Origin of the sequence: Flavobacterium swingsii (assembly GCF_900111965.1) — a bacterium.
GTDB lineage: Bacteria > Bacteroidota > Bacteroidia > Flavobacteriales > Flavobacteriaceae > Flavobacterium > Flavobacterium swingsii.
Genome location: NZ_FOJT01000002.1, coordinates 129,682 through 155,144, shown reverse-complemented (window position 1 = coordinate 155,144; position 25,463 = coordinate 129,682). Strand labels below are relative to the sequence as shown.

Below are 25,463 nucleotides of genomic sequence, written 5' to 3'. Positions count from 1 at the left end.
CTTTTACGAAATAAAATTCTACAAAAAATGTCAAAAACCATTTTATCACTTCAAGACGTAAACATATACCAATCTGGGAATAAAGTTATTTCCGATATAAATCTGAGTGTAAATCCTGGCGAATTTATCTATATAATAGGTAAAACTGGTTCTGGAAAAAGTAGTTTTATGAAGACACTTTATGGTGATTTGCCTCTTACTGATGGTGAAGGAACTATTGTAGATTATGATTTGAATGGATTGATAGATAAAGATATTCCTTATTTACGCCGAAAAATTGGTATGGTTTTTCAGGATTTTAAATTATTACCAGACAGAACTGTAGCTAACAATTTACTTTTTGTATTAAAAGCAACAGGTTGGATTGACATACAAGAAATGGATAATAAAGTAGAAGAAGTTCTTAAAAAAGTAGGAATGTTTAGTATGGCAAACAAAATGCCACACCAACTTTCTGGAGGAGAACAACAATGTGTTGCTATTGCTCGTGCTTTGCTAAACGATCCTGAACTTATTCTTGCTGATGAACCTACTGGAAATCTTGACCCACAAACCAGTGGAGAAATTTTAGAATTACTAAAAAAGATAAACGCTCAAGGCAAAACAATTATCATGGCAACTCATGATTATGCTTTACTCATGAAATATCCTTCGAAAACATTAAAATGTGAAGACGGAACTATTTTTGAAGTCGTTCAAAGAACGGTTTAAATAAATAAACACGAATTCCACTAATTTTCACAGATAAAAATTGATAAAAATTAGTGGAATTCGTGTTTAAAAAATATGTATTTAGACATTAATATTGTATCCGATCAATCGCAATTAAAGGATTACTTATCATTGTTATGTCAATTTTTTCTTTAGATAACTTCCTCTCGGCTCATTACCCTCATGGAGTACAATTTCAGAATGTAGGAACTGTGCTGCTTCTGCAGAATCTTTCACTTTGGAAGCACTGCGTTCTAACATTTCTAATTCAAACTCAGTTAATACACTTTTTCTAATTCCAGTTTCCCTCCATTGAGTTGCAGCGTTGCATCCTTTTGAGATACCCCGAGCTAACGTAATCGCATCTAACAAAGCTTGATTTGCTCCCTGCCCTTTGAATGGACTCATGGGGTGAGCTGCATCTCCAAGCAGAGTTACTTTTCCCCATTTTTCCAACAATTTTGACTCGAGTAATTCTCTGTCATACACGGGATAGCCAGAAATTTGCAGTTCTTGGGTCGCCGCTAAAATCTGAGGAATGGGATCGTGCCACTGCGTTCTACGACATGCTTCTTTCTTGAGGGCTTGAGATCCTTGAGCACTTAACGCCTTAGCCTCTTTTTCTAACATTGGGAAGCTAAGTTGCCACATCACCGAATCTGATGTATAAGGCATTATGTAAATTCGTTCATTACCATTGGCGGTTTGAAATACCGTGGCCGAGTCTAACAAAGAACTATCAATATCTTCAAGAGCACTCAAAGGACAAATACCCAATATCACAATACAACCTAGGTAACGTAAAGGGGTAATATCCTCACCAATCAGCAACTTTCGCACCGAACTACGAATCCCATCAGCTCCAACCACAAGATCAGCTTTAGCGCTCTTGATTTCCCCATTCACTTGAAAGTTTAGATCAACACATTCATCCGCACATTCCTTAAAATCTACCAACTGGTGTCCCCATTGTACCACATCATGTCCGCCGAGTTGCTCAAGTAACGCTAAGCGCAAAGATTGCCGTGCGATATGCATATTTGTACGCTTCGGTGGTATTTTCGTATCGGACTGCATCCATTTTCTCATTCCCCATTCAGCAATTACTTTTCCTTCTGTAGTATGAACCACATGTTTTGTTGAAACCACCCCATCTTCTAACGAGAAAATACCAAATCCCTTGATCGCTTTACTGGCTTGTTGCAATGTGAGTCCATAGCCTTGAGATCGAACATCAAAGCTGCTATCACGCTCATAAATAGTAAAAGGAATTCCGCGATGCAAACAAGCAACAGCTATAGCAACTCCACCTATACCAGCACCAATAATAGCAACATGAGGGTAGTTTTCTTTATCCGCTATAGGAGGATTTACAGAAGGTATTAACCCAGATCCGCTACAAATTAAGCACGGAAATAAGTGACCCTTAGGACGAATAGGAGCTATTCCTTCAACGTTCATATTTTCAAATTGATCACATGCCAACTTGTAACTTAATAGCACTCTCTTTGTAAGCCTCCGGCTTTTTTTGCCGCGTCCATGACATTCCTCACAAATGGTCCAGCTAGCTGCCGAATTTTCTACTTTTTTCACTTCTTCCTTAATTCAACCTGATTTCTACTTCTTTATGTAAGAAAAAACTTAACCGGTATAATTGATTCTGACCCTAATAACAAAGAATAATATACTATCACATAGGGATTGATAGTCAATAGGGCTGCTTTATGACCTATTTAAGACTTGATAATTTAAAAAATAAAACTAAAAAATATATTTTTCCATTATCTGAATTCTTTACTATATATCAAATAAAAAGAAATTTTACTTAGGCCTTTCAACAGGACCATTCCATTCCATCATGCCTCCTAAAAGATTATTAGTAGTTTCAAAACCCAATTGGTTCATAATATTACAAGCTTGTGCGCTTCTTCCACCTGCTTTGCAATACACATAATAGTTTTTCGATTTGTCAAGTTCTTCTATTTGATAAATAAATCCTTGTCCTTTATATATGTCTATAGTAATTGCGTTGGGAATAATTCCTTCATTACATTCATCTTCGGTACGAACATCTAGGATTACTGCGTTTTCGTCTTCTTGAGATTTTGCCCACCAAGCTTCTTGTGATAAATTCATTTCTTCTGTTTTTTTTATCAAAAATAATAAAATCTAATGCAAAAATTGTTAAAAATTAATTTAACAAAAATTTAATACACATTTGTATATACAAATGAAAAATAGTTATACATTTGTATATACAAATTTAGTAATAGAAACTATGAAAATAGAAGACGAAATAAAAAGTACCATTCCTATTGATATTGCTAAAAAAGTATTGCTTAATATTTCATTTACAAAAAATGTTTTGCATGATAATTTTCAGGAATTAATAAAACCTTACGATTTATCTGGAGAACAATATAATGTATTGCGAATATTAAGAGGACAAAAAGGGAAGCCTGTAAACATGTGTGACATTCAGGAAAGAATGATTGCAAAAAACAGTAACACAACAAGACTAATTGACAAATTACTCCTGAAGCAAATGGTTACTCGCAGCGAATGTCCAGCAAACAGACGTAAAATAGAAATTCTAATTACTCAGAAAGGATTAGATGTACTAGCAGAACTTGATCCTGTTATTATACAACATGAAAAGTTTTTTGCAAACAAACTAACAATCGAAGAATTAGAACAATTAAATAATTTATTAGAAAAATATAGAAACTAATTATGAGCAAATTTATTGAAAATCAGAACTGGCGTTATGCTACCAAAAAATTTGATGCAACTAAAAAAGTATCAAAAACAGATTTAGAAACACTTAAAGAGGCAATTCGATTAAGTTCTTCTTCATACGGATTACAACTTTATAAAGTTATAATTGTTGAAAACCCAGAAATAAGAGCAGAATTACAACCTGCAGCTTGGGGACAAAGCCAAATTGTTGATGCATCACATTTAATCATTTTTGCAAATCAAACCAATATTGGAGAAACCGAAATAGATTCTTATCTAGAAAATGTTTCTAAAACAAGAAATATGCCTATCGATGCTTTATCAGGTTATGGTGATTTTATGAAAGGTAAAATAAATACGTTACCAGAAGAAGCAAAAAATATTTGGACGGCAAAACAAACTTACTTAGCTTTGGGAAACTTGCTTAATGCAGCTGCCGAACTAAAAATAGATGTTACACCAATGGAAGGTTTCGACCCAACACAATTTAATCAAATTTTAGGTTTAGATAAACTAAATCTTAATGCAGCAGTTGTCGCAGCAGTAGGATATCGTCACGACGAAGATGCTACCCAACATTACAAAAAAGTAAGAAAATCGAACGACGATTTATTTATAACTATTTAATTATTAACAATTCAAATTTAAAACAAATGAAAAATTTAAAATCAATTGCATTAGCAGTAATCGTAGCAGTAAGCACATTATCAGCTTCAGCTCAAACAACAAAAAAAGTAGATGTTTCTAAAAGTAAAGTGCTTTGGTTGGCTAAAAAAGTAGGTGGTCAACACAATGGTGATATTGCACTAAAAGAAGGTGCTTTAATATTAAAAGGTTCAAAAATAGTTGGTGGAAACTTCGTTGTTGACATGAAAACTATAAACACAACCGATTTAGAAGGTGAATGGAAAGGAAAATTAGACGGACATCTAAAAGCTGATGATTTCTTTGGTGTAGAAGCGAATCCAACTGCAACATTAGTATTCAAAACTATTGGTGTAAAAGCAAAAAACACGTATGCCGTTACTGCCGATTTGACTATTAAAGGAAAAACTGCTCCAGTAACTTTCGATTTAGTAGCTAATAAAGGTGTTGCAAATGCAAAACTAATGGTAGACAGAACTAAATATGACATCAAATACGGCTCTAAAAACTTTGGCGCATTAGCTGACAAAGCAATTGATGATGAATTTGAATTAAAAGTAAACTTGAAATACTAATTCTATCAAAAACACAATACAAACCTCGTCGAGCAATCTTCGAGGTTTTTTTATTTTGACAAAAAAATGAACTAATATTTGCAAGTAAAGATTTAATCACTACTTTTGACATTCAATTAAGAACATGAACACATTTTTAAACAATACTTGGTGGTGGAATAATTTACGTCAAACGTCGTGAACTAATCCTCTATATTGTATTTTTTAAACTCAAAATATATAAAAAGGCTTGTCAATCACGACAAGCCTTTTTTTTATGCAAAAAACAAAACCAACACAAATGAAAACTTACAACCTTAAAACACAATTCAAACAAATCCTCGCTGATACTATCACGCCAGTAAGCATTTACCTGAAAATTCGTGACAAATTTCCTAACAGTTTATTGTTAGAAAGTAGCGATTATCATGCGAATGACAACAGTTTTTCCTACATCTGTTGCAATCCAATAGCATCAATAAAAATAGAAAACGAAACTATTTTCAAATCATTTCCTGATGGAACTTCAGAAAAGATAGAAATTGATAATCAGACCAATATTCCAAACGAAATTCAGAAATTTACAACTCAATTCAAATCAGAAAACAATGATTTCAAATTCATCAATAACGGATTATTTGGTTATATTTCCTATGATGCGGTGCGTTATTTCGAAAAAATAGAAATATCAAAAAAGGAAAATGACTTACAAATTCCAGATATTTATTACGCCGTTTATCAAAATATAATTGCCATTAATCATTTTAAAAATGAAGCCTATATTTTCTGTCATTCATTAAACGATGAAAACAACATCAATGAAATCGAGCAATTGCTACAAACACGTAATTTGCCAGCTTATTCTTTCTCTAAAACCGATGATAAAAAATCGAATTTAACAGATGACGATTTCAAAAATAATGTGGCTTTAGCCAAAAAACATTGTTATCGTGGAGAAGTTTTTCAATTAGTACTATCACGACGATTTACACAAGGTTTCAAAGGAGACGAATTCAATGTTTATCGTGCTTTACGAAGTATAAATCCTTCTCCGTATTTGTTCTTTTTCGATTATGGAGATTTCAAAATTATGGGTTCTTCGCCCGAAGCACAATTGGTTATTAAAAATAGAAAAGCCGAAATTCACCCAATCGCAGGAACTTTCAAACGAACTGGAAACGACGAACAAGATGCCATTTTAGCTAAAGAATTATCCGAAGATGAAAAAGAAAATGCCGAACATGTGATGCTAGTCGATTTAGCTCGAAATGATTTAAGCAGGCAAAGTCATAATGTACAAGTAGAAAAATATCGTGAAGTGCAATTTTTCTCACATGTCATTCATTTGGTATCAAAAGTTACAGGACAAATGCATGAAAAATCAGCAACCATGCAAGTCGTAGCTAATACTTTTCCTGCGGGAACATTATCTGGTGCTCCAAAATACAAAGCGATGGAACTCATCGAAAAATATGAAAACACGAATAGAAATTTTTATGGAGGCGCAATAGGTTTTATGGATTTTGAAGGTAACTTTAACCACGCCATTATGATTCGAACTTTTTTAAGTAAAAACCATCAATTGCATTACCAAGCTGGTGCGGGAATCGTAGCAAATTCTGATGAAGAAAGCGAATTGCAAGAAGTATATAATAAATTAGGTGCTTTAGACAAAGCGTTAGAATTAGCAGAAAAAATATAAATAACAATTTCAATTTCAAAAATCAATAACAATAAAAAACTGATTTTGAAATTGAATTAAATTTAAAATTTAAAAAATAATTAGTTGATATTGATTTTTGATATTGACATTGACATTGAACATTATGAATATACTAGTCATAGACAATTACGATAGTTTTACATACAATTTAGTACATTATCTCGAAGATTTAAACTGCGAAGTAACCGTATATCGCAACGATGAATTCGATATTGATGAAATAAAAAATTTCGACAAAATATTACTTTCTCCAGGTCCAGGAATTCCTGATGAAGCTGGTTTGCTCAAAGAAGTTATCAAAACGTATGCTGCTACAAAAAGTATTTTGGGTGTTTGTTTGGGACAACAAGCCATTGGAGAAGTTTTTGGCGGAAGCCTAATTAATCTTGAAAAAGTATATCACGGCGTAGCTACAAATGTGAATATTCTTGTTGATAATGAAAGTCTTTTTGATGGTTTAGAAAAACAAATCGAAGTAGGACGTTATCATTCGTGGGTTGTTAATACTGATGATTTTCCAGATGTTTTAGAAATCACATCAACCGATGAAAACGGGCAAATCATGTCTTTACGTCACAAAACTTATGATGTTCGTGGCGTACAATTTCACCCAGAAAGTGTACTCACACCAAACGGTAAAAAAATATTAGAAAATTGGGTTACAAATTAAATAATTCAAGTTTAAAGAAACCGTGTAAATCAGCTAAAATCAACGTCATCTGCGTGCCATTAAAAATGAAAAATATACTCAACAGACTCATCAACCACGAAACGCTTTCTAAACAGGAAGCAAAAAATATATTGATCAATATTTCTAACGGAAGTTACAATCCGAGTCAAATAGCCAGTTTCTTAACCGTTTATATGATGCGAAATATCACTATCGATGAGCTCGCAGGATTCCGAGAAGCATTATTAGAATTGTGCATCTCCATCGATTTATCTGCTTATAACACCATCGATTTGTGCGGAACTGGTGGCGACGGAAAAGACACTTTCAACATTTCAACATTGGCTTCATTCGTAACTGCAGGAGCTGGGATAAAAGTTGCAAAACACGGAAATTACGGCGTTTCTTCTATTTCTGGTTCAAGTAATGTTATGGAAAATTTGGGTGTAAAATTCAGTAACGACAAAGATTATTTAGAAAAATGCATCGACCAAGCTGGGATTTGTATTTTGCATGCACCTTTATTTCATCCAGCTATGAAAAACGTAGCACCAATAAGAAAAGAACTCGCTGTAAAAACTTTTTTTAATATGTTGGGGCCAATGGTCAATCCGAGTTTTCCTAAAAACCAATTGGTTGGTGTTTTCAATCTCGAATTGGCAAGAATGTACAGTTATTTATATCAAAATACCGAAACCAACTACACTATTTTACACAGTTTAGATGGTTATGACGAAATTTCTTTAACCGGAAACACCAAAACCATTACCAATAAAATGGAAGGAATGCTAAAACCAGAAGATTTTGGGGTGAATATTTTATCACAAACAGATATTCAAGGCGGAACAACCATAGAAGAATCGGCGCAAATGTTTCTCATTATTATTTCAGGAAAAGGAACCGAAGCACAAAACAATGTCGTTTGTGCCAATGCCGGAATGGCGATTGCAACAGTAAATAATCTAACGCCGAAACAAGGATTCGAATTAGCCAAAGAAAGTTTGTTATCAGGAAAAGGATTAGAAGCTCTGAAAAAATTACAACAATTAAGTTTATAAAAATGAATATTTTAGATAAAATCATCTTCGACAAAAGAAATGAAATTGCACTCAAAAAGTCGATAATTCCAGTTTCACAATTAGAAAATTCAATACTTTTTGGAAGCAGAACCATTTCTTTGAGCAAAATGTTACGAAATAGTAATTCTGGAATTATTGCTGAACATAAAAGACGTTCTCCATCTAAAGCGGAAATAAATTATAGTTTTTCGGTAGAAGAAGTTGTAAAAGGGTATCAAAATGCTGGTGTTTGCGGAATTTCTGTTTTAACAGACGGAAAATATTTTGGTGGTTCATTAGATGATTTATTGTTAGCAAGAGCTTCGGTAAACATTCCGCTTTTGCGAAAAGAATTTATTATTGATGAATATCAAATACTAGAAGCAAAAGCACATGGAGCCGATTTAATTTTGCTCATCGCAGCAGTTTTAACTCGTGAAGAAATTAAAAACTTATCCGAATTTGCCCAATCGCTAGGTTTAGAAGTTTTGTTAGAAGTTCATAATCTAGAAGAATTACAAAAGTCAATTATGCCAACTTTAGACATGATTGGTGTAAACAATCGCAATCTCAAAACATTCGAAGTCAGTTTAGATTTCAGCAAAGAACTAGCTTCAGAAATTCCTAATGAATTTGTGAAAATTTCCGAAAGCGGGATTTCATCAATCGAAGCCATCAATGAATTAAAAACTTATGGTTATAAAGGATTTCTTATTGGTGAAAACTTTATGAAAACAGATAATCCAGGAAAAAGCGCTAGTGAATTTATAAATTTATTACAGACTAACCCTTCCAGAGTTTAAAACTCTGGAAGGGTTAAAAAATCTAAAACAATGAAAATCAAAATCTGCGGAATGAAATATCCCGAAAACATTCTCGAAGTAAGCCAATTACTTCCAGATTTTCTTGGATTTATTTTCTGGAAGAAATCCAGTCGCTATTTTGACGGAGAAATCCCTAAAATTAATAAATCAATAAAAAAAGTGGGAGTTTTTGTAGATGCAACTTTAGAAGAAATTACTTTTAGAATAAAGAAATATGATTTGGACATTATTCAATTACACGGAAATGAAAATCCAGAATTTTGCAAAAAATTAAAAAAATCAACTATCGAAATCATTAAAGTTTTTTCTGTAAATGATGACTTTAATTTTTCAGAATTAGAACCGTTTGAAAATGTTTGCGATTATTTTCTATTCGATACCAAAGGCAAATTACCTGGCGGAAACGGAATCACTTTCAATTGGCAAATTCTAGAAAAATACAAATCACAAAAACCATTTTTCCTTTCTGGTGGCATCGGAATCGAAGAAATAGAAAATATTAAGGAACTAAATTTACCCATTTACGCCATCGATGTAAACAGCAAATTTGAAATCGAAGCAGGATTAAAAAATATTGAATTATTAAAAAGTTTCAAAAACAACTTGAAATTTTAAACATATAAACTTTAAAACAATGAGTTTTCACGTTAACGAAAAAGGATTTTACGGCAATTTTGGAGGAGCTTATATTCCCGAAATGCTCTATCCAAATGTAGAAGAATTAAGACAAAATTATCTCAAAATAACAGCCGATAAATCCTTCCAAAAAGAATTTCACGAACTGTTAAAAGATTATGTAGGTCGCCCTACTCCACTCTATTTTGCCGAGCGATTATCAAAAGAATACAACACAAAAATTTATCTAAAAAGAGAAGATTTGTGTCATACAGGCGCACACAAAGTGAATAATACGATTGGACAAATTCTATTAGCAAAACGATTGGGAAAAACCCGTATTATTGCCGAAACAGGTGCAGGACAACATGGCGTTGCAACTGCTACCGTTTGCGCACTCATGGGTTTGCAATGCATTGTTTATATGGGTGAAATCGACATCAAACGCCAAGCACCAAACGTAGCCAGAATGAAAATGTTAGGTGCTGAAGTTCGTCCCGCAACTTCAGGTTCAAAAACCCTAAAAGACGCTACAAACGAAGCCATTCGAGATTGGATAAACAACCCAATAGATACTTATTATATTATCGGATCCGTAGTTGGTCCGCATCCGTATCCAGATATGGTGGCGCGTTTCCAAAGTGTAATTTCAGAAGAAATAAAAGCACAATTACTCGAAAAAGAAGGCCAAGAAAACCCTGATTATGTCATTGCTTGTGTAGGTGGTGGAAGCAATGCAGCAGGTACTTTCTATCATTTTCTTGATGAAAAAGAAGTAAACATAATTGCTGTCGAAGCCGCTGGAAAAGGTATCGATTCTGGCGAAAGTGCTGCCACCTCAGCATTAGGCAAAATCGGGATTATTCACGGAAGTAAAACACTGTTAATGCAAAGTCCTGACGGACAAATTACCGAACCCTATTCTATTTCCGCAGGATTAGATTATCCCGGAGTTGGTCCCATGCACGCCCATTTATTCGAAACAAAAAGGGCCGAATTTATCTCTATTACAGACGATGAAGCTATGAATTGGGGCATAAAAATGTCTCAAACCGAAGGCATTATTCCCGCTATAGAAAGCGCTCATGCCTTTGCCGTTTTAGATAAGAAAAAATTCAAAACGGCCGATATTGTAGTCATCAATTTATCAGGTCGCGGCGACAAAGATTTGAACACTTATATCGATTATTTTAAATTATAGAAATGAACAGAATAAATCAAAAATTACAAGAAGACAAAAAGATACTTTCCATTTATTTTTCGGCAGGATATCCAAACCTAAATGATACCGTTCAGATTATTCAAGATTTAGAAAAATCTGGAGTAGATATGATTGAAATTGGTTTACCATTTAGCGATCCATTAGCCGATGGACCAACTATTCAAGAAAGTTCGACTAAAGCTCTAGAAAACGGAATGACCACAAAATTACTTTTCGAACAATTAGAAAATATTCGCCAATCGGTACAAATTCCGCTAATCATTATGGGATATTTCAACCCAATTTTACAATACGGAATAGAAGATTTTTGCAAAAAATGCGAAGAGATAGGAATCGACGGACTTATAATTCCAGATTTACCAGTCGATATTTATGCAGAAAACTACAAAGAAACTTTCGAGAAATATGGCTTAATAAATGTGTTTCTAATTACCCCTCAAACTTCCGAAGAACGAATTAGATATATCGATTCTGTTTCTAATGGATTTATTTATATGGTTTCTTCGGCTTCTGTAACTGGAAGCTCTACTGGATTTGGGGATATTCAAACCAATTATTTCAAAAGAATTTCAGAAATGAATCTTAAAAATTCACAAATTGTAGGTTTCGGAATTAGCAATAAAGAAACTTTCAGTCAAGCTACAAAATTTGGAAAAGGGGCAATTATTGGTAGCGCTTTTATAAAAAATTTGACAGAAAATGGAGTTTCCAGCATTGAAAAATTTGTTTCTAAAATTCTTTAAAAAAACCTTTTTCTAAGTTTAAAAAAGGTTAAAAATATTTTGTTAAAAAAATGTTAAATAAAAATTAAACAAACGTTTAATTTAAACAAACGTTTAAATTTGTATCGATTTTAAAAATCAATACTCATGACCGATTTTAATGACAAACAAATTGAAATTCTTTTAGTAGCCGAAAAGCTGTTTTCGGAACATGGTTTCGACGGAACATCAATAAGAGATATCGCTAAAGAAGCAAACATTAATATTGCAATGATTTCCTATTATTTTGGTTCGAAAGAAAAATTACTGGAAGCCTTAATTATCAACCGAATTTCTGGATTACAATTACAAATAGAAAATCTTTACAAAGAAAGCTTAACTCCTTTTGAAAAAATTGACAAATTAATCGAATTATACATTACCAGAATTAACAAAAATTGTGGGATGTATCAGATTATTCATTTCGAAATTACTTCTAAAAAAAGAGATATTAATTATGAAGCTTTTAATGAAGTCAAAAGATACAATTTAGGAATTCTTAAAAACATCATTGAAGAAGGACAGTCTCAAGGTTTATTTACAAAAAATATCAACATTGTCTTAATCCCTCCAACAATTATGGGGACTTATTTTCATTTTCAGATGAATAAACCTTTTTATGCCGATTTGTTTAATTTGAAAACTCCTGAAGATTTTGATAATTACATCTATAACGATTTAACAAAACACATACAACAAACCATTAAAGCACTTTTAGTTTATGAAAATTAGAGCAAGAATATTAATTGTCATTTCTTTTTTGGGAGTAACTTTTGGATATGCGCAAGAAAGAAAAATCCTCTCTCTCAAAGAAGCCATTTCGTTAGTCACAACTAATAGTAATGAAGCTGTATTAGCCAATATGAAAGTAAACACTTCTAAATTGGAAATGGAAACCATGAAAAATAACCAATATCCGAGTTTGAAAATTTCGGGACAATTTTTGCAACTAACAGATGCCAATATTGATTCGAAAATTAAAATGGGTGGTTCTTCTAGCGAAGGTTCGTCTCCTATTAAAGTGAGTCAATTATTTTTAGGTCAAGCCAATGTTTCTATGCCGATTTTTAATGGATTTAAGTTAAAAAACAGTATTTCTGCTTCAGAAAATTTATACAAAGCCGAAACAGCAAACGCTGCAAATACAAAAGAACAATTAAGTATTTATGTAGTCGAATTGTTTGCTAAATTATTTCAATCACAACAAACAGCGACACTTATCGAAGACAATTTGAAAAGTGCCCAACAACGTACCAAAGATTTTTCGGCAATGGTAGACAACGGATTAATGGCTCGAAATGATTTATTGAAATCACAATTACAAGAATCTAATATTCAACTTTCGTTAGATACTGCTAAGAAAAATGCAAATATTATTAACTACCAATTGGCTACCCTTTTGCAATTGCCAGAAAATACTCAAATAGATATTGATATTGAAACCGTAAAAAGTGATATGGCAAAGAATCAAGGTCTTGTAACTGAAGCCAAAAGAGGCGATTTGGAAGCCTTAAGTTACCAACAAAAAGCTTCAGAAGCTGGTATAAAAATAGCAAAAAGTGGTTATTATCCATCGTTAGCATTAGTGGGCGGTTATATTGCTTTCGATTTGAAAGATGTGATGACTGTGACAAATGCGATGAATATTGGCGTTGGATTGAGTTATGATTTGGCTTCGATTTTCAAAAATGGTAAAGAAGTAAAATTGGCCAAAAGCAAAGCGGAACAAACCAAAACAGCGGTTTCTATTTTAACAAATAAAATAAAAGAAGAAACACATGAAGCTCAAGAAAACTACAACCTTTCTTTAAAACAAAATGGAGTTTACACACAAGCTGTCGAACAAGCAACTGAAAATTACCGAATTGTAAAAGACAAATACGACAACAGTTTATCTACTACTAATGATTTATTAGAAGCTGATGTGCAACAACTACAAACCAAAATAAATCTAGCGTTATCGCAAGCGGACATTGCTTTAAAATATTACCAATTGCAATTTGCTTCTGGAAAACTAATCAACTCATTCTATTTATCTAAAAACTAAATATTTCATCATAATGGAAAAGAAAAAAACAAACAACAGATTCATACTTATTTTCGGGGTTTTACTACTAGTAGGTGGTACTTACGGAATTTACAAATACATTCATTCGTTAGCTCACGAAACGACTGATGATGCTCAGATTGAAAAAAACATGAATCCTATAATTCCTAGAGTTTCAGGTTATATTACTAAAGTATTTGTACAAGACAATCAATTTGTAAAGAAAGGCGATACCCTATTTACTATCGATAACAGAGATTATATCATAAAAGTAGAAGAAGCTAAAGCAGCTTTAATTGGTGCCGAACAAGGTTATGCCGTTTCAAAAGCAGATATCGGAACAGCACAAGCAAATGTTTCAGTATCCGATGCAAATGTTCAATCTGCAAGCGGAAGCATCGAAACTGCAAAAATCAGATTAAACAGAGCAACGAATGATTACGAACGATACAATAATTTGTACAAAAATCATTCGATTACCAAACAACAATTCGAACAAGCCGAAGCAACAAAATTAGAAGCACAAAGCCAATTGCGAATTTTGCAAGAACAACAAAACGCCTCTAATTATCAACGAAATGTAGCATCATCAAGATCTAATGTGTCATCAAAACAAGCAGAAGTATCTGCTGCAAACATAAAACGCGCACAAGCAGTTTTAGATGCTGCAAAACTGAACTTAAATTACACTGTTGTTACAGCTTCAATCGACGGACAAGTATCTAAAATAGCGGTTCAACCAGGGCAATTTATTCAACCTGGACAGTCATTATTTTATATCATCAACAATCAAGAAGTTTGGGTAATTGCTAATTTCAAAGAAACTCAATTAAGCAAAATGGTCGAAGGTCAGAAAGTAACCGTAAAAGTAGATGCGTTTCCTGATACAGATTTCAACGGAACAATAACTTCTTTTTCACCAGCAACGGGAGCTCGTTTTTCTATTCTGCCTCCAGATAATGCCACAGGAAATTTCGTAAAAACCATACAACGTTTACCTGTAAAAATAAGCCTTGACGCAACTAACGAAGCTGCAAAAATAAAATTATTACGCCCAGGAATGAATGTTGATGTCGATGTGCATTTAAAATAAATTTATTAGGAGCCATTTCCTGCTATCCGCTTTATTTTTATACCTGACAGGTTTTAAAAACCTGTCAGGTATAAAAGATACCGCTACTATCAGGGCTAGGGCATTCCGTTCAAAAACAAATTATCAATTGTTAATTGTTAATTAAAAATATGACAACAACTATAGCAGAAGACGATTTAGTAGAATACGGCTTTCGAAGAATTATTATTACCATTACAGCAGTACTTTGTGCGCTACTGGAAATAGTAGACACCACTATCGTAAACGTAGCACTAACCAACATGCGCGGAAGTTTGGGAGCAACCCTTACAGATGTAGCTTGGGTAATTACAGCATATGCCATTGCAAATGTTATTGTAATCCCAATGACAAGTTGGTTATCACAACAATTTGGAAGACGAAATTATTTTGCGGTATCCATTATTATTTTTACGGTAGCTTCTTTTCTTTGCGGAAATGCTTCCAATATATGGGAATTGGTCGCTTTTAGATTTATCCAAGGACTTGGTGGTGGTGCATTATTAGTAACCGCACAAACCATTATCACCGAAAGTTATCCTATGGCAAAACGTGGAATGGCACAAGCCATTTACGGAATGGGTGTTATTGTAGGTCCAACATTAGGTCCGCCGTTGGGTGGATATTTAGTTGACCATTTTTCTTGGCCTTATATATTTTATATCAATATTCCATTGGGAATTGCAGCAACATTTTTGACACTAACTTTTGTTAGAAGTCCAAAATACGGCGAAAAACTAAAAGCAAATCAAGTAGATTGGTGGGGAATTCTTTTCTTAGCAGCATTTATTGGTTCTTTACAGTTTGTTTTAGAACACGGACAACAAGACGATTGGTTTAGTAATTCAACCATTGTAACTTTATGTGTCGTTTCAATAACTGGCTTACTCTTGTTTATTTGGAGAGAACTGACCTACAAACATCCAATTGTAAACTTAAGTGTTTTGAAAGATGGGAATTTGCGAATTGGGATTTTAATGGGATTTATTCTTGGTTTTGGATTATACGGCTCTACACTAATTATTCCAATTTATACACAATCAATATTAGGTTGGACAGCTACTGATGCAGGATTATTACTAATTCCTGGTTCTATTACAACCGCAATTTTGATGCCTTTTGTAGGAAGAATGATTCAAAAAGGAGTTCCGCAAGGTTATATGATTGCTGTTGGTTTTCTGGTATTCTTTTTCTTTACTTTTTGGATGCGTAACGTAATGACACCAGACACAGGAGTAGAACATTTTTATTGGCCATTAATATTGAGAGGAATTGGTTTAGGATTGTTATTCGTTCCTATTACGACTTTATCATTATCAACATTAAAAGGGAAACATATTGGAGAAGGCGCAGCATTTACTGGAATGATGAGACAATTGGGAGGTTCTTTTGGTATTGCCATTATCACTACTTTTATTACACGATTTAGCCAGAAACACAGAGTAGATTTGCTTCCTCATCTTGATGGAAGTAGATTAGAAGTGCAACAACGAATTCAACTTTTACAAAAAGGATTCATGTCTAAAGGATTTAGCGCAAACGAAGCGTTAAACAAGGCTTATCAAGTTATCGATTTTTCAGTTTTGAAACAAAGCACCGTAATGTCTTATATGGATATTTTCTTATATCTCGGGATTATGTTTTTATGTTGTATTCCGATTATTTTCTTAATCAAAAAGAGTAAAAACATAATTAATCCAGCTGATGCAATGCATTAATAAAATAGAAAAGTTAAACCAAATATACCAATTGAAATAATTGGTATATTTGCAAAAAATTTCAACACAATGAATTTACAAAACATACCTAAAATTAAGCATTTAGACAGCGGAAATTTCTTTATTCTTGCTGGTCCATGCGCAATTGAAGGAGAAGAAATGGCCATGAGAATTGCCGAAAAGCTAGTAGGAATTACAGATAAATTACAAATACCTTACGTTTTTAAAGGCTCATTTAAAAAAGCAAATCGTTCAAGAATTGATAGTTTTTCTGGAATTGGTGACGAAAAAGCTTTAAAAATTTTAGAAAAAGTATCCAAAGAATTTGGTGTACCAACTGTTACAGACATTCATACTAATGAAGATGCTGCAATGGCCGCTGCTTATGTAGATGTGTTACAAATACCTGCTTTTTTAGTTCGTCAAACGGATTTAGTTGTGGCTGCTGCCAATACTGGAAAAGTGGTCAACCTAAAGAAAGGACAGTTTATGAGTCCTGAAAGTATGAAACACGCTGTTCAAAAAGTATTAGATTGCAACAACAAAAACGTAATGCTAACCGATAGAGGTTCTATGTTTGGTTACCAAGATATGATTGTCGATTTTCGTGGTATTCCTACCATGCAAACGATGGCAACTACCGTTCTTGACGTAACGCATTCGCTACAACAACCCAACCAAGTGGCTGGTGTTACTGGCGGTCGTCCTGATATGATAGAAACTATTGCCAAAGCTGGAATTGCTGTAGGTGTTGACGGAATTTTTATAGAAACTCATTTTGATCCTGCTAATGCAAAAAGCGATGGTGCGAATATGCTTCACCTAGATTATTTTGAAGGTTTAATGACCAAATTAGTGGCTATTAGACAAACAATCAATCAATTTTAATTTACAAATACAAAAATGGTTTACTTCTAGCCCTGATTGTAGTGGTATCTTTTATACCTGACAGGTTTTAAAAACCTGTCAGGTATAAAAATATAACGGAAAGCAGGAATATAGCTGGCAAATAAGCCCAAAACATTACGCTCACAATGAAAAAAACAGTACTTATTGCTTTTTTAATTTCTTCTTTTATTGGGTTTTCTCAAAATACTGAAGATATTACGCCCGAAAAATATACGGCGCACAACAAAGGAAAATTTTATATTTATTGGGGCGGAAACAGAGATTCGTTTTCTAAATCGGATATTCATTTTACTGGTGCCGATTACGATTTTACTTTGTACGATGTAACTGCGCAAGACAAACCAAAAGGTTGGCATGTAGATTATATTAATCCTGCGAGAATGACAATTCCTCAAACTAATTTTAGATTGGGTTATTATATTACCGATAAATACAATATTTCGATTGGAGTAGACCACATGAAATATGTAATGTTTCAGGACAAAGCAGTAAATTATACAGGATATTATCCTAACCAAGGAAGTTATGGAGAAAGTTTACCAAACAATCAGGTTTTACTAACCGAAGATTTTTTGACTTTCGAACATACTGATGGTTTAAATTATGTAAATACCGAGTTTTCTCGTGTTGACGATATTTCGAAGTTTATTGGTTTACCAAATACCGATAAATTTCAGATAAATTTTACCGAAGGTGTTGGAGTTGGGCTTTTATATCCAAAAACAAATGCCAAATTATTGGGCAAAGAACGTCATGATGATTTTCATATTTCTGGTTATGGTCTTTCGGCAAAAGCAGGTTTAAACTTTACTTTTTTTAAATATTTCTTTATTCAAACCGAGCTAAAAGGTGGCTATATCAATATGAATGATATAAAAACTACTTTTGATAACGCTGATAAAGCGACACAAAAATTTTGGTTTTTAGAAAGAACATTTACCGTTGGTGGGATTTTTAGGTTGTAGTTAGTTATACAAACTCACAGCTTCTTCGATTACAGAGATTAAAACAGTATTATCTATTGTTGATAAACTAAAATACCGAAGCGATTTTACGGTATTTCTGTTTTCGGAAATTAGAAATTCTTGGTTTTGTTTTAACTGAAAACCTCTTGCAAAACCAACATCTACAAATTCTTTTTTATGATTGGGTGCTAAATAACAAAACGGCTTCTTTTTGTAATAAAAATAAGGAATTCCGTATTTGAAAAGTAGCTCCGCTTCGGGAATTATTTTCCCTACAACAGCCATAATATGTAATACCATTGCTTGGTATTTTTCGGGTTGCCGAAGTATGTACTCTTGAGTTGGTTTCATCTTTCAAAAATAAATGAAAAAACATTTGGTTGAACAAAAAATTATTATTTACTTTGTATTTCAAAGTTCTTTATAAACTAATTATTTTATGAAAAATAGAAGACTTCTAATCATACTTTTGGGAATAATAGGTTTATTATTAATTCCTGCAATCGCCATGTTGTTTACCAATGAAGTAAATTGGTCGATTGCCGATTTTGTAATTATGGGTACATTATTGCTAGCCGTTGCTTTAGTAACTGAATTTATCACAAGAAAAATATCCAATAAAAAGTACCGAATAGCATTTATTGCATTACTAATTGCCCTATTTTTGTTACTTTGGGTTGAGTTAGCCGTGGGAATTTTCAACAGTCCGATTGCCGGTTCGTAATTAAAATAGTATTTAAGATAGAAAAGCCAAATAAAATGGAAAATAAAGATTATTTAGGAGATTTAAAAGAAATTAAAGATTTGATGAGCAAATCATCACAGTTTATTTCGCTAAGTGGTTTGTCTGGCATTTTAGCTGGTATTTATGCTTTAATTGGTGCTTTTTATGTGAATTATTTGATAGAAAATCATCAAGGATATTACATAACTTTAGAAAGCTATACGTTTGAACTAATCGTGTTAACAGCGTTTGTAGTTTTAGTTGCTTCGCTAGTTACTGCTTATATTATGACGGTTAACAAAGCAAAAAAAGTAGGTGAAAATATGTGGAATGCTTCTTCTAGAAGATTGCTAATCAATTTTGCCATTCCGTTAGTTACTGGAGGAATATTCGCTTTACTCCTACTTCGTCACGGTTATTATGGTCTGATTGCTCCTATTACGCTATTATTTTACGGATTGGCTTGTGTAAATGCAAGTAAATATACTTTGCGTGATGTTCGTTATTTGGGAGTTACCGAAATTATTTTAGGATTATTAGCGGTCGAATTTTCAGGTTACGGATTGCATTTTTGGGTATTGGGATTTGGAGTTTGTCATATTTTATATGGAGGAATGATGTATTATAAATATGACAGAAAATAGTCATGAAAAACATCATACAAAATATAAACAAAGCTTTTGATCATCGTATTCGACTGGGAATTATGTCGGTACTAATGGTGAATGAATCTGCTGATTTTACAACCCTAAAAGAACTTTTAGGTGTAACTGATGGCAACTTGGCTTCGCATACCAAAGCATTAGAAACTGAAAACTATATTATGATAGAAAAACAATTTATTGGCAAAAAACCAAACACGAGTTACAGAGCAACGGCAGATGGTAGGAAAGCTTTTACTGCTCACATTGAAGCTTTAGAAAAATTAATTTCAAAAAATTAACGCTATTTTTTTATATTTTTACTTTGAAATTCAAAGTTCTTTTAAAAAAAACATTAATCATAAATAAACACAAAAATGGAAAATCAAATGCAAGAAAATCAGAACAAAGGTTCATTTTTTCAATCTACAACTGCCAAAATGATGATGGTAGGTTTGCTAACGCTCGTTTTACTCATTCCGCTAGAATTTGTAAAAGATTTAATCTCCGAACGTTCTCAACGAAAACAAGAAGTTACTGATGAAGTGACGCAATTATGGGGAAAAGATGTCCTTTTTTATGGTCCAATCATGCAAATTCCCTACAAAACTTATGAGGAATATAATGTAACAAACCCAAAGACAAAAGTGGTCACCATCGAGAAAAAAGCAACTATTTCTTACGCTTATTTCTTTCCTGAAAAACTAAATAACACATCGAACGTTAAGAAAAATACGTCGCTAAAAAGAGGCATTTATAACAATGTGGTTTTTACCGCAAATATGAATTTTGATGGTCATTTTAGTAAACCAAATTTCGAAAAACTAAATATAAATGAAGGAGATTTATTGTGGGACAAGGCATCTATTGTGGTAAAAACAACAAATCTGAAGAGCATTAAAAGTGATTTGAAAATAAAATTAAATAATCAAGCTTTCTCATTCGAATCGAAACCAGAAGACGAAGATGCTATTTACGGAACGCTTGTTACCAATACCTTTAACTACAAAACGTTAGTGAATAACGGAAAAATAGATTTCAATTTCTTGATGCAATACAATGGTAGTAATAGCGTGAAGTTTATTCCTGTGGGAAAAATAACGGTTGTAAATATCGATTCTGACTGGGAATCGCCAAGTTACGAAGGTGCTTTTGCTGCCAACGATACCACGAAAATAATAAACAAAAAAGGTTTTCATGCCGATTGGAAAATATTAGATATTAATCGTACTTTTTCCCAACAATATGTAGATAAAATTCCAAATTTGAATGAATATTCTTTTGGTGCAAAACTAATAGAAACGGTAAATGAATACCAACAAAACGAACGCGCTTCAAAATATGGATTTCTAATGATTGGTTTAACTTTTCTAGTGTTCTTTTTAATCCAATCCATAAGTAAAATTAACATTCATATCTTTCAATACACCATGTTAGGATTGGCATTAATCATGTTTTATACGCTTTTAATATCAATAACAGAACATTCTAGTTTTGCGTTCGCGTATCTTATTGCTTCGGCTTCGGTCATAACAATGATTGTACTTTACTCGATTTCGATACTGAAAAACAAGAAGTTTCCAACATTTATAGGACTTTCCTTAGTGGCTTTGTACACATTTATTTTCGTGATAATTCAGTTAGAAAACTATGCGTTACTTGTGGGAAGTATCGGATTATTTATCATTCTAGGCGCAGTAATGTATTTTTCTAGAAAGATTGATTGGGGAAAATAAATAATAATTTAACTTAAAAAAAGACCTCAAAACAAATGTTTTGAGGTCTTTTTTTTATAACAAGCTTCTATTCAATTCCGTATTTATCAATCAAATAAATTAACGAAGTCATGGTTGCAGCACCTAACTCGAGTTCTCTTTTATTAATTGCATCAAAGGTGTCATTTGCTGCGTGATGGTAATCGAAATAGCGTTGCGAATCTGGATGCAAACCAGCTTTTACAATTTTTGTGGATGTTAATGGTTCTATGTCCGAACCACCATGTCCTTTTGTAAAACTATGAATTAAATAAGGTTCGAATAAGGTTTTCCAATTAGAAATTTTAGCAAAATTAGTGTCATCACTTTCAAAAGAAAATCCTCTTGGCGAAAATCCTCCTGAATCACTTTCTAAAGCAAAAATGTGATTTTCTTTATTTATTTGTGCTAATTCTTGGTATTTTTTTCCGCCACGACCACCATTTTCTTCATTCATAAACATAACAACTCTAATGGTATTTTTGGGTTTGTAACCAATATTTTTAAAAATATTAGCCACTTCCATACTTTGTACGCAACCAGCTCCGTCATCGTGAGAACCATCGGCAAGATCCCAAGAATCTAGATGTCCGCCCACTACAATAATATTTTCTGGATGTTCTGTTCCTTTTATTTCTCCAATAACATTATAGGACAAAACCTCCTCCATTTGCTGACAAGATTGTTTTAAATAAAAAGTAAGTTTAGAATTTTGTTTTAATTTTTTGCTCAATAATTCTGCGCCATTTGTACTAATTGCAGCCGTTGGAATATATTGCATTTTTGGAATATCACCATAACTTTGGGATCCCGTATGTGGAAAATCATCTAATCGAAAGTTTAAAGAACGAACAATAGTGGCGACGGCACCAAATTTTGAAGCCTCTCTTGCACCTGACCATCTTTGGTCACCTGCTCCACCATAAGCATTCATACTTTCTATTTGAGCATTATCCATCGGACGATTAAAGAAAACTATTTTTCCTTTTATTTTATCAATTCCGAGTGTTTCTAATTCTTTTAGAGAATGTACTTCGATAACTTCGGCAGTGACTCCTTTTTTTGACGTTGCAACCGAACCACCAAGCGCACAAACTGGCACTTTTATTTTGGTTTTATTATCTAAAATATAAGCAGTTTCTTTTTCGCCACGAACCCATTTTGGCACCATAACTTCCTGAAGATATACTTTGTCAAATCCTCCTAATGCTTCCATTTGTGTTTTTGTGTACTCAACTGCTTTTTGTGCTCCAACTGACCCTGATAATCTGGAGCCAATTTTATTAGACAAATCATCTAACCAAGTATAGCATTTAGAATTGGTTAGTGCCGATTTGTATATCTCTTTTAACTGATTTTCATCAGAATTTTGAGCAAATCCAAATAGTGAAGTAAATAAGAACAGGAACAGCAGTTTTTTCATTTCAAGAAATAATTTTAGTGAATAGTAAAGTAACAAAATAAAAAAGTCCCGACAAAATCGAGACTTTCATTTTATTTTCCATCTACATAATCTTGTAAATAGGTAAATCTTTCGGTGAGTTTACCATTTTCGGTAATTTTTGCTCTTTGCAAAATTCCATCTTTATCATTATTATAAAAAGCTGGAATGACGTGTTCTAAAAACATTTCACCAAAACCTTCACTAGCATCTTTAGGCAATTCGCAAGGCAAATTATCTACGGACATGACTACTATTGCACCTGGATGCATAAAATCGACTTCTTTGTGTTCCGACGGATAATACCCAAAAAATGGTTGAGCAATAGTTGATGCTTTTAGTGTACAAGCCACTGGACCATCTACATCGCAAGAAATATCGGCAACTACTTTTATCTTATTATCTGCCGCATTTAACATTTCTTTAGATAAAATTACTGGTGCTCCATTTCCGTAAAAATGTCCTGCCATAAAAATATCCGATACTTTTGTAAATCGTTCAAAATTTGAAGTATACAATTGCGGATTACTATAAAAATCTTGTTTATCGAAAGGTTTTCCGTCTATTCTTTTATTATAATCTTCTAAATCGATGTGAGTATAAACAGGTCTGTCGTAATTTTTAGTCAAATAATCTTCGATAGAAACTTCTTTAAGCTTCATCGCATCGAGCATTTCTTTGGCGCCAAGCCCTACTTTTCCGTGACCTGTAAGTACAATTTTTATGTTTGGCAAAACCATTCTTTGCAAACGTTCTACCAATGCATTTTTGTCTTTTAGTGTTTCGGCTTTCGCTAAATTAAATAATTCAAACTTCATTCCGAAGGCACGAATTCCGTTGTAAGCACCAACAATTCCTGCATAACGACCAAAACCTATTAGACGATGATTTTTTGCATCGACTATTGTTTCGTGATCGTATAATTCGATGTTTTTTTCTAAACAAGCTAGTAATAATTTCCTGTTATAAGGCTGTTTTTTGATAGTATGAGAAAAGAAAAAGTATTTTTTATTTGGTATTAATGCATCAACTGGAACTTCTTTAACTCCAATTAAGACATCACAATCAGAAACATCAGTTGTAACATCGAAACCTAATTCGCTATATTGTTCATCATTAAAAACACGAATATCTGAGGATTCTACTTTTATTTCAGCTAACGGAAATTGTTGTTTTAATTTTACCAATTCTTCAGGTGTAAAAACAACGCGTCTGTCTGGCGGATTTTTTCTTTCTTTTATAAGTCCAAATTTCATTGTAAATCTATTTTATTTTTAAAATAATTAGGAATTAATTATTTTAAAATTTGATGCAAATATAACTTAATAGTAACTCGAAACAAATGAAAATAATTGTTTAAAAACCTATTTTGATTCCTCATTTCTTTATTTATATTTGTTTTATATCCAAGTAAAAATGACATTCAAAATAAATATAAAACTTCTCTTACTTTTTACAATTATAACTATCTGTTTTTCATGTACTGAGAAGAAAAAAGCATTAAAAAAGAAAGAAGAAACTAAAGTTGGCTCTGTATATACAATGCAACCTTATGAGAATAATTTGCCAGATTTAAAATCTTCGGAAAAGAAAAGATTACAGCAAACTATTGAAAATTTTTATAACAAAAAATACATTCCAAATGATTTTTCAGGAAGTATTCTTGTAGCAAAAAACGGTCACATAATTTATGAAAATTACCGTGGTATGTCAAATTTTGAAGAAAAGAAAGCTATTTCTTCCGAAACACCACTTCATATTGCATCGTTAAGTAAAGTGCTTACGGCAAATGCTATTTTTTTGCTTATCGATTCAAAAAAAATAACTTTAGATCAAAAAGTGAATACCATTCTTGATGATTTTCCTTATCCAGAAATTACCATTAGAACATTATTAAATCATAGAAGCGGATTGCGTAATTACAGCTATTTTACCGATAAAAAAATCATTTGGAATCAGAAAGATACGTTACAAAATAAAGATTTAATTCCTGTTATAAATAAAAATAATGTTAATTTAGAGTATAAAACAGATACTCATTTTGCTTATTGCAACACAAATTATGCTTTTTTGGCTTTGATCATCGAAAAAATTACCAAAATGGATTATCGAACTGCCATGAAAAAATTGATATTCGAGCCATTAGGAATGAAAAATACTTTTGTTTTCGATTATAAAAAAGGAACTAAAAACAACAGTCAATCCTACAAAGGGAACAAAATTAAGTATGCTTATAATTATCTCGATGGAATTTATGGAGATAAAAATATCTATTCGACACCAAGAGATTTACTTAAATTTGACATGGCAACTTACAATAACAGTTTTCTAAATAAAAAACTGTTAGCCGAAGTTTATAAAGGTTATAGTTACGAAAGCAAAGGTACTAGAAACTATGGCTTAGGAATTAGAATGTTAGAATGGGAAGATGGCAAAAAAATGTTTTATCACAATGGTTGGTGGCACGGAAGCACTGCGGCTTATATAAAATTGAAAGACGAAAAAGCCACATTAATCTGCATATCAAACAAATACACGAGATGTACTTATAAATTAAAATTACTTTCTAGCTTATTTGGCGATTATCCATTCGAAATAAAAAGTAAAGAAGAAGGTTTGGAATAATATTTG

General features: G+C 32.7%; 27 protein-coding genes. 22 read left to right on the top strand and 5 right to left on the bottom strand.

What is annotated here, in order from left to right; translation table 11 throughout:
- The first annotated feature begins 27 nt into the window (after positions 1-27).
- Positions 28-711: a cell division ATP-binding protein FtsE gene (locus BM053_RS03490; RefSeq protein ID WP_091474060.1), complete on the top strand. Its 684-nt coding sequence runs from the start codon at positions 28-30 to the stop codon at positions 709-711.
- Between the two features lie 135 nt (positions 712-846).
- On the opposite strand, the gene BM053_RS03485 is transcribed toward BM053_RS03490, so the two are convergent.
- On the bottom strand, positions 847-2,304 hold the full coding sequence (locus BM053_RS03485) for an FAD-dependent oxidoreductase (RefSeq protein ID WP_091474058.1): 1,458 nt from the start codon (positions 2,302-2,304) through the stop codon (positions 847-849).
- 228 nt (positions 2,305-2,532) lie between these two features.
- Positions 2,533-2,847 (bottom strand): rhodanese-like domain-containing protein, encoded by a 315-nt coding sequence (locus BM053_RS03480; RefSeq protein ID WP_091474742.1) that lies wholly within the window; start codon positions 2,845-2,847, stop codon positions 2,533-2,535.
- Between the two features lie 142 nt (positions 2,848-2,989).
- On the opposite strand from BM053_RS03480, the gene BM053_RS03475 reads away from it, so the two are divergent.
- The 16 genes from BM053_RS03475 to BM053_RS03400 all read left to right on the top strand — a co-directional run bounded on the left by BM053_RS03475 (position 2,990) and on the right by BM053_RS03400 (position 18,272).
- Positions 2,990-3,442, top strand: coding sequence for a MarR family winged helix-turn-helix transcriptional regulator (locus tag BM053_RS03475; protein ID WP_091474740.1), 453 nt, complete (start codon positions 2,990-2,992; stop codon positions 3,440-3,442).
- Positions 3,443-3,444: 2 nt separating this feature from the next.
- The gene (locus BM053_RS03470; protein WP_091474056.1) at positions 3,445-4,077 is read left to right on the top strand and encodes an NAD(P)H-dependent oxidoreductase; all 633 of its coding nucleotides are present in this window, start codon (positions 3,445-3,447) and stop codon (positions 4,075-4,077) included.
- Between the two features lie 26 nt (positions 4,078-4,103).
- On the top strand, positions 4,104-4,670 hold the full coding sequence (locus BM053_RS03465; protein WP_091474054.1) for a YceI family protein: 567 nt from the start codon (positions 4,104-4,106) through the stop codon (positions 4,668-4,670).
- A 280-nt stretch (positions 4,671-4,950) separates the two neighbouring features.
- The gene (locus BM053_RS03460) at positions 4,951-6,351 is read left to right on the top strand and encodes an anthranilate synthase component I family protein (RefSeq protein WP_091474738.1); all 1,401 of its coding nucleotides are present in this window, start codon (positions 4,951-4,953) and stop codon (positions 6,349-6,351) included.
- A 121-nt stretch (positions 6,352-6,472) separates the two neighbouring features.
- Positions 6,473-7,042, top strand: coding sequence for an anthranilate synthase component II (locus tag BM053_RS03455; protein WP_167357293.1), 570 nt, complete (start codon positions 6,473-6,475; stop codon positions 7,040-7,042).
- A gap of 65 nt (positions 7,043-7,107) precedes the next feature.
- Positions 7,108-8,100 (top strand): anthranilate phosphoribosyltransferase, encoded by a 993-nt coding sequence (gene trpD, locus BM053_RS03450; RefSeq protein WP_091474050.1) that lies wholly within the window; start codon positions 7,108-7,110, stop codon positions 8,098-8,100.
- A 2-nt stretch (positions 8,101-8,102) separates the two neighbouring features.
- Positions 8,103-8,903 (top strand): indole-3-glycerol phosphate synthase TrpC, encoded by an 801-nt coding sequence (trpC, locus tag BM053_RS03445; protein ID WP_091474048.1) that lies wholly within the window; start codon positions 8,103-8,105, stop codon positions 8,901-8,903.
- A gap of 30 nt (positions 8,904-8,933) precedes the next feature.
- A complete protein-coding gene (locus BM053_RS03440; protein ID WP_091474046.1) occupies positions 8,934-9,539 on the top strand; it encodes a phosphoribosylanthranilate isomerase in 606 nt (201 codons plus the stop codon).
- Positions 9,540-9,558: 19 nt separating this feature from the next.
- The gene (gene trpB, locus BM053_RS03435) at positions 9,559-10,740 is read left to right on the top strand and encodes a tryptophan synthase subunit beta (protein ID WP_091474044.1); all 1,182 of its coding nucleotides are present in this window, start codon (positions 9,559-9,561) and stop codon (positions 10,738-10,740) included.
- Positions 10,741-10,742: 2 nt separating this feature from the next.
- Positions 10,743-11,504, top strand: a complete 762-nt coding sequence (gene trpA, locus BM053_RS03430) for a tryptophan synthase subunit alpha (protein ID WP_091474042.1) — start codon at positions 10,743-10,745, stop codon at positions 11,502-11,504.
- A 126-nt stretch (positions 11,505-11,630) separates the two neighbouring features.
- Complete coding sequence (locus BM053_RS03425; protein ID WP_091474040.1) at positions 11,631-12,254, top strand: TetR/AcrR family transcriptional regulator; 624 nt, start codon at positions 11,631-11,633, stop codon at positions 12,252-12,254.
- Complete coding sequence (locus BM053_RS03420) at positions 12,244-13,569, top strand: TolC family protein (RefSeq protein WP_091474038.1); 1,326 nt, start codon at positions 12,244-12,246, stop codon at positions 13,567-13,569. The genes BM053_RS03425 and BM053_RS03420 overlap by 11 nt, the downstream gene beginning before the upstream one ends.
- A 13-nt stretch (positions 13,570-13,582) precedes the next feature.
- A complete protein-coding gene (locus BM053_RS03415; RefSeq protein ID WP_091474036.1) occupies positions 13,583-14,662 on the top strand; it encodes an HlyD family secretion protein in 1,080 nt (359 codons plus the stop codon).
- 149 nt (positions 14,663-14,811) lie between these two features.
- Positions 14,812-16,398 carry an MDR family MFS transporter gene (locus BM053_RS03410; RefSeq protein ID WP_091474035.1) on the top strand — a complete coding sequence of 529 codons (1,587 nt, stop codon included), beginning with the start codon at positions 14,812-14,814 and terminating at the stop codon, positions 16,396-16,398.
- Between the two features lie 69 nt (positions 16,399-16,467).
- Positions 16,468-17,286: a 3-deoxy-8-phosphooctulonate synthase gene (gene kdsA, locus BM053_RS03405; RefSeq protein WP_091474034.1), complete on the top strand. Its 819-nt coding sequence runs from the start codon at positions 16,468-16,470 to the stop codon at positions 17,284-17,286.
- Positions 17,287-17,432: 146 nt separating this feature from the next.
- The gene (locus tag BM053_RS03400) at positions 17,433-18,272 is read left to right on the top strand and encodes a hypothetical protein (protein WP_091474032.1); all 840 of its coding nucleotides are present in this window, start codon (positions 17,433-17,435) and stop codon (positions 18,270-18,272) included.
- Here the strand turns inward: BM053_RS03400 and BM053_RS03395 are convergent, their stop codons facing one another.
- On the bottom strand, positions 18,273-18,623 hold the full coding sequence (locus BM053_RS03395; RefSeq protein WP_091474030.1) for a DUF1801 domain-containing protein: 351 nt from the start codon (positions 18,621-18,623) through the stop codon (positions 18,273-18,275). It abuts the gene before it with no gap.
- An 88-nt stretch (positions 18,624-18,711) separates the two neighbouring features.
- On the opposite strand from BM053_RS03395, the gene BM053_RS03390 reads away from it, so the two are divergent.
- The 4 genes from BM053_RS03390 (at position 18,712) to creD (ending at position 21,373) form a co-directional block, all read left to right on the top strand.
- Positions 18,712-18,996, top strand: coding sequence for a hypothetical protein (locus BM053_RS03390; RefSeq protein WP_091474028.1), 285 nt, complete (start codon positions 18,712-18,714; stop codon positions 18,994-18,996).
- A 35-nt stretch (positions 18,997-19,031) separates the two neighbouring features.
- Positions 19,032-19,640 (top strand): hypothetical protein, encoded by a 609-nt coding sequence (locus BM053_RS03385; protein WP_091474026.1) that lies wholly within the window; start codon positions 19,032-19,034, stop codon positions 19,638-19,640.
- Between the two features lie 2 nt (positions 19,641-19,642).
- A complete protein-coding gene (locus BM053_RS03380) occupies positions 19,643-19,939 on the top strand; it encodes a winged helix-turn-helix domain-containing protein (protein WP_091474024.1) in 297 nt (98 codons plus the stop codon).
- Positions 19,940-20,014: 75 nt separating this feature from the next.
- The gene (creD, locus tag BM053_RS03375; RefSeq protein WP_091474022.1) at positions 20,015-21,373 is read left to right on the top strand and encodes a cell envelope integrity protein CreD; all 1,359 of its coding nucleotides are present in this window, start codon (positions 20,015-20,017) and stop codon (positions 21,371-21,373) included.
- Positions 21,374-21,440: 67 nt separating this feature from the next.
- On the opposite strand, the gene BM053_RS03370 is transcribed toward creD, so the two are convergent.
- Both BM053_RS03370 and BM053_RS03365 read right to left on the bottom strand, forming a co-directional pair.
- Positions 21,441-22,814, bottom strand: a complete 1,374-nt coding sequence (locus tag BM053_RS03370) for a M28 family peptidase (protein ID WP_091474019.1) — start codon at positions 22,812-22,814, stop codon at positions 21,441-21,443.
- 71 nt (positions 22,815-22,885) lie between these two features.
- Positions 22,886-24,088 carry an NAD(P)-dependent oxidoreductase gene (locus BM053_RS03365; protein WP_091474017.1) on the bottom strand — a complete coding sequence of 401 codons (1,203 nt, stop codon included), beginning with the start codon at positions 24,086-24,088 and terminating at the stop codon, positions 22,886-22,888.
- A 160-nt stretch (positions 24,089-24,248) separates the two neighbouring features.
- Between BM053_RS03365 and BM053_RS03360 the strand changes: the two genes are divergently transcribed.
- Positions 24,249-25,457, top strand: a complete 1,209-nt coding sequence (locus BM053_RS03360; RefSeq protein ID WP_091474015.1) for a serine hydrolase domain-containing protein — start codon at positions 24,249-24,251, stop codon at positions 25,455-25,457.
- Positions 25,458-25,463: the final 6 nt, after the last annotated feature.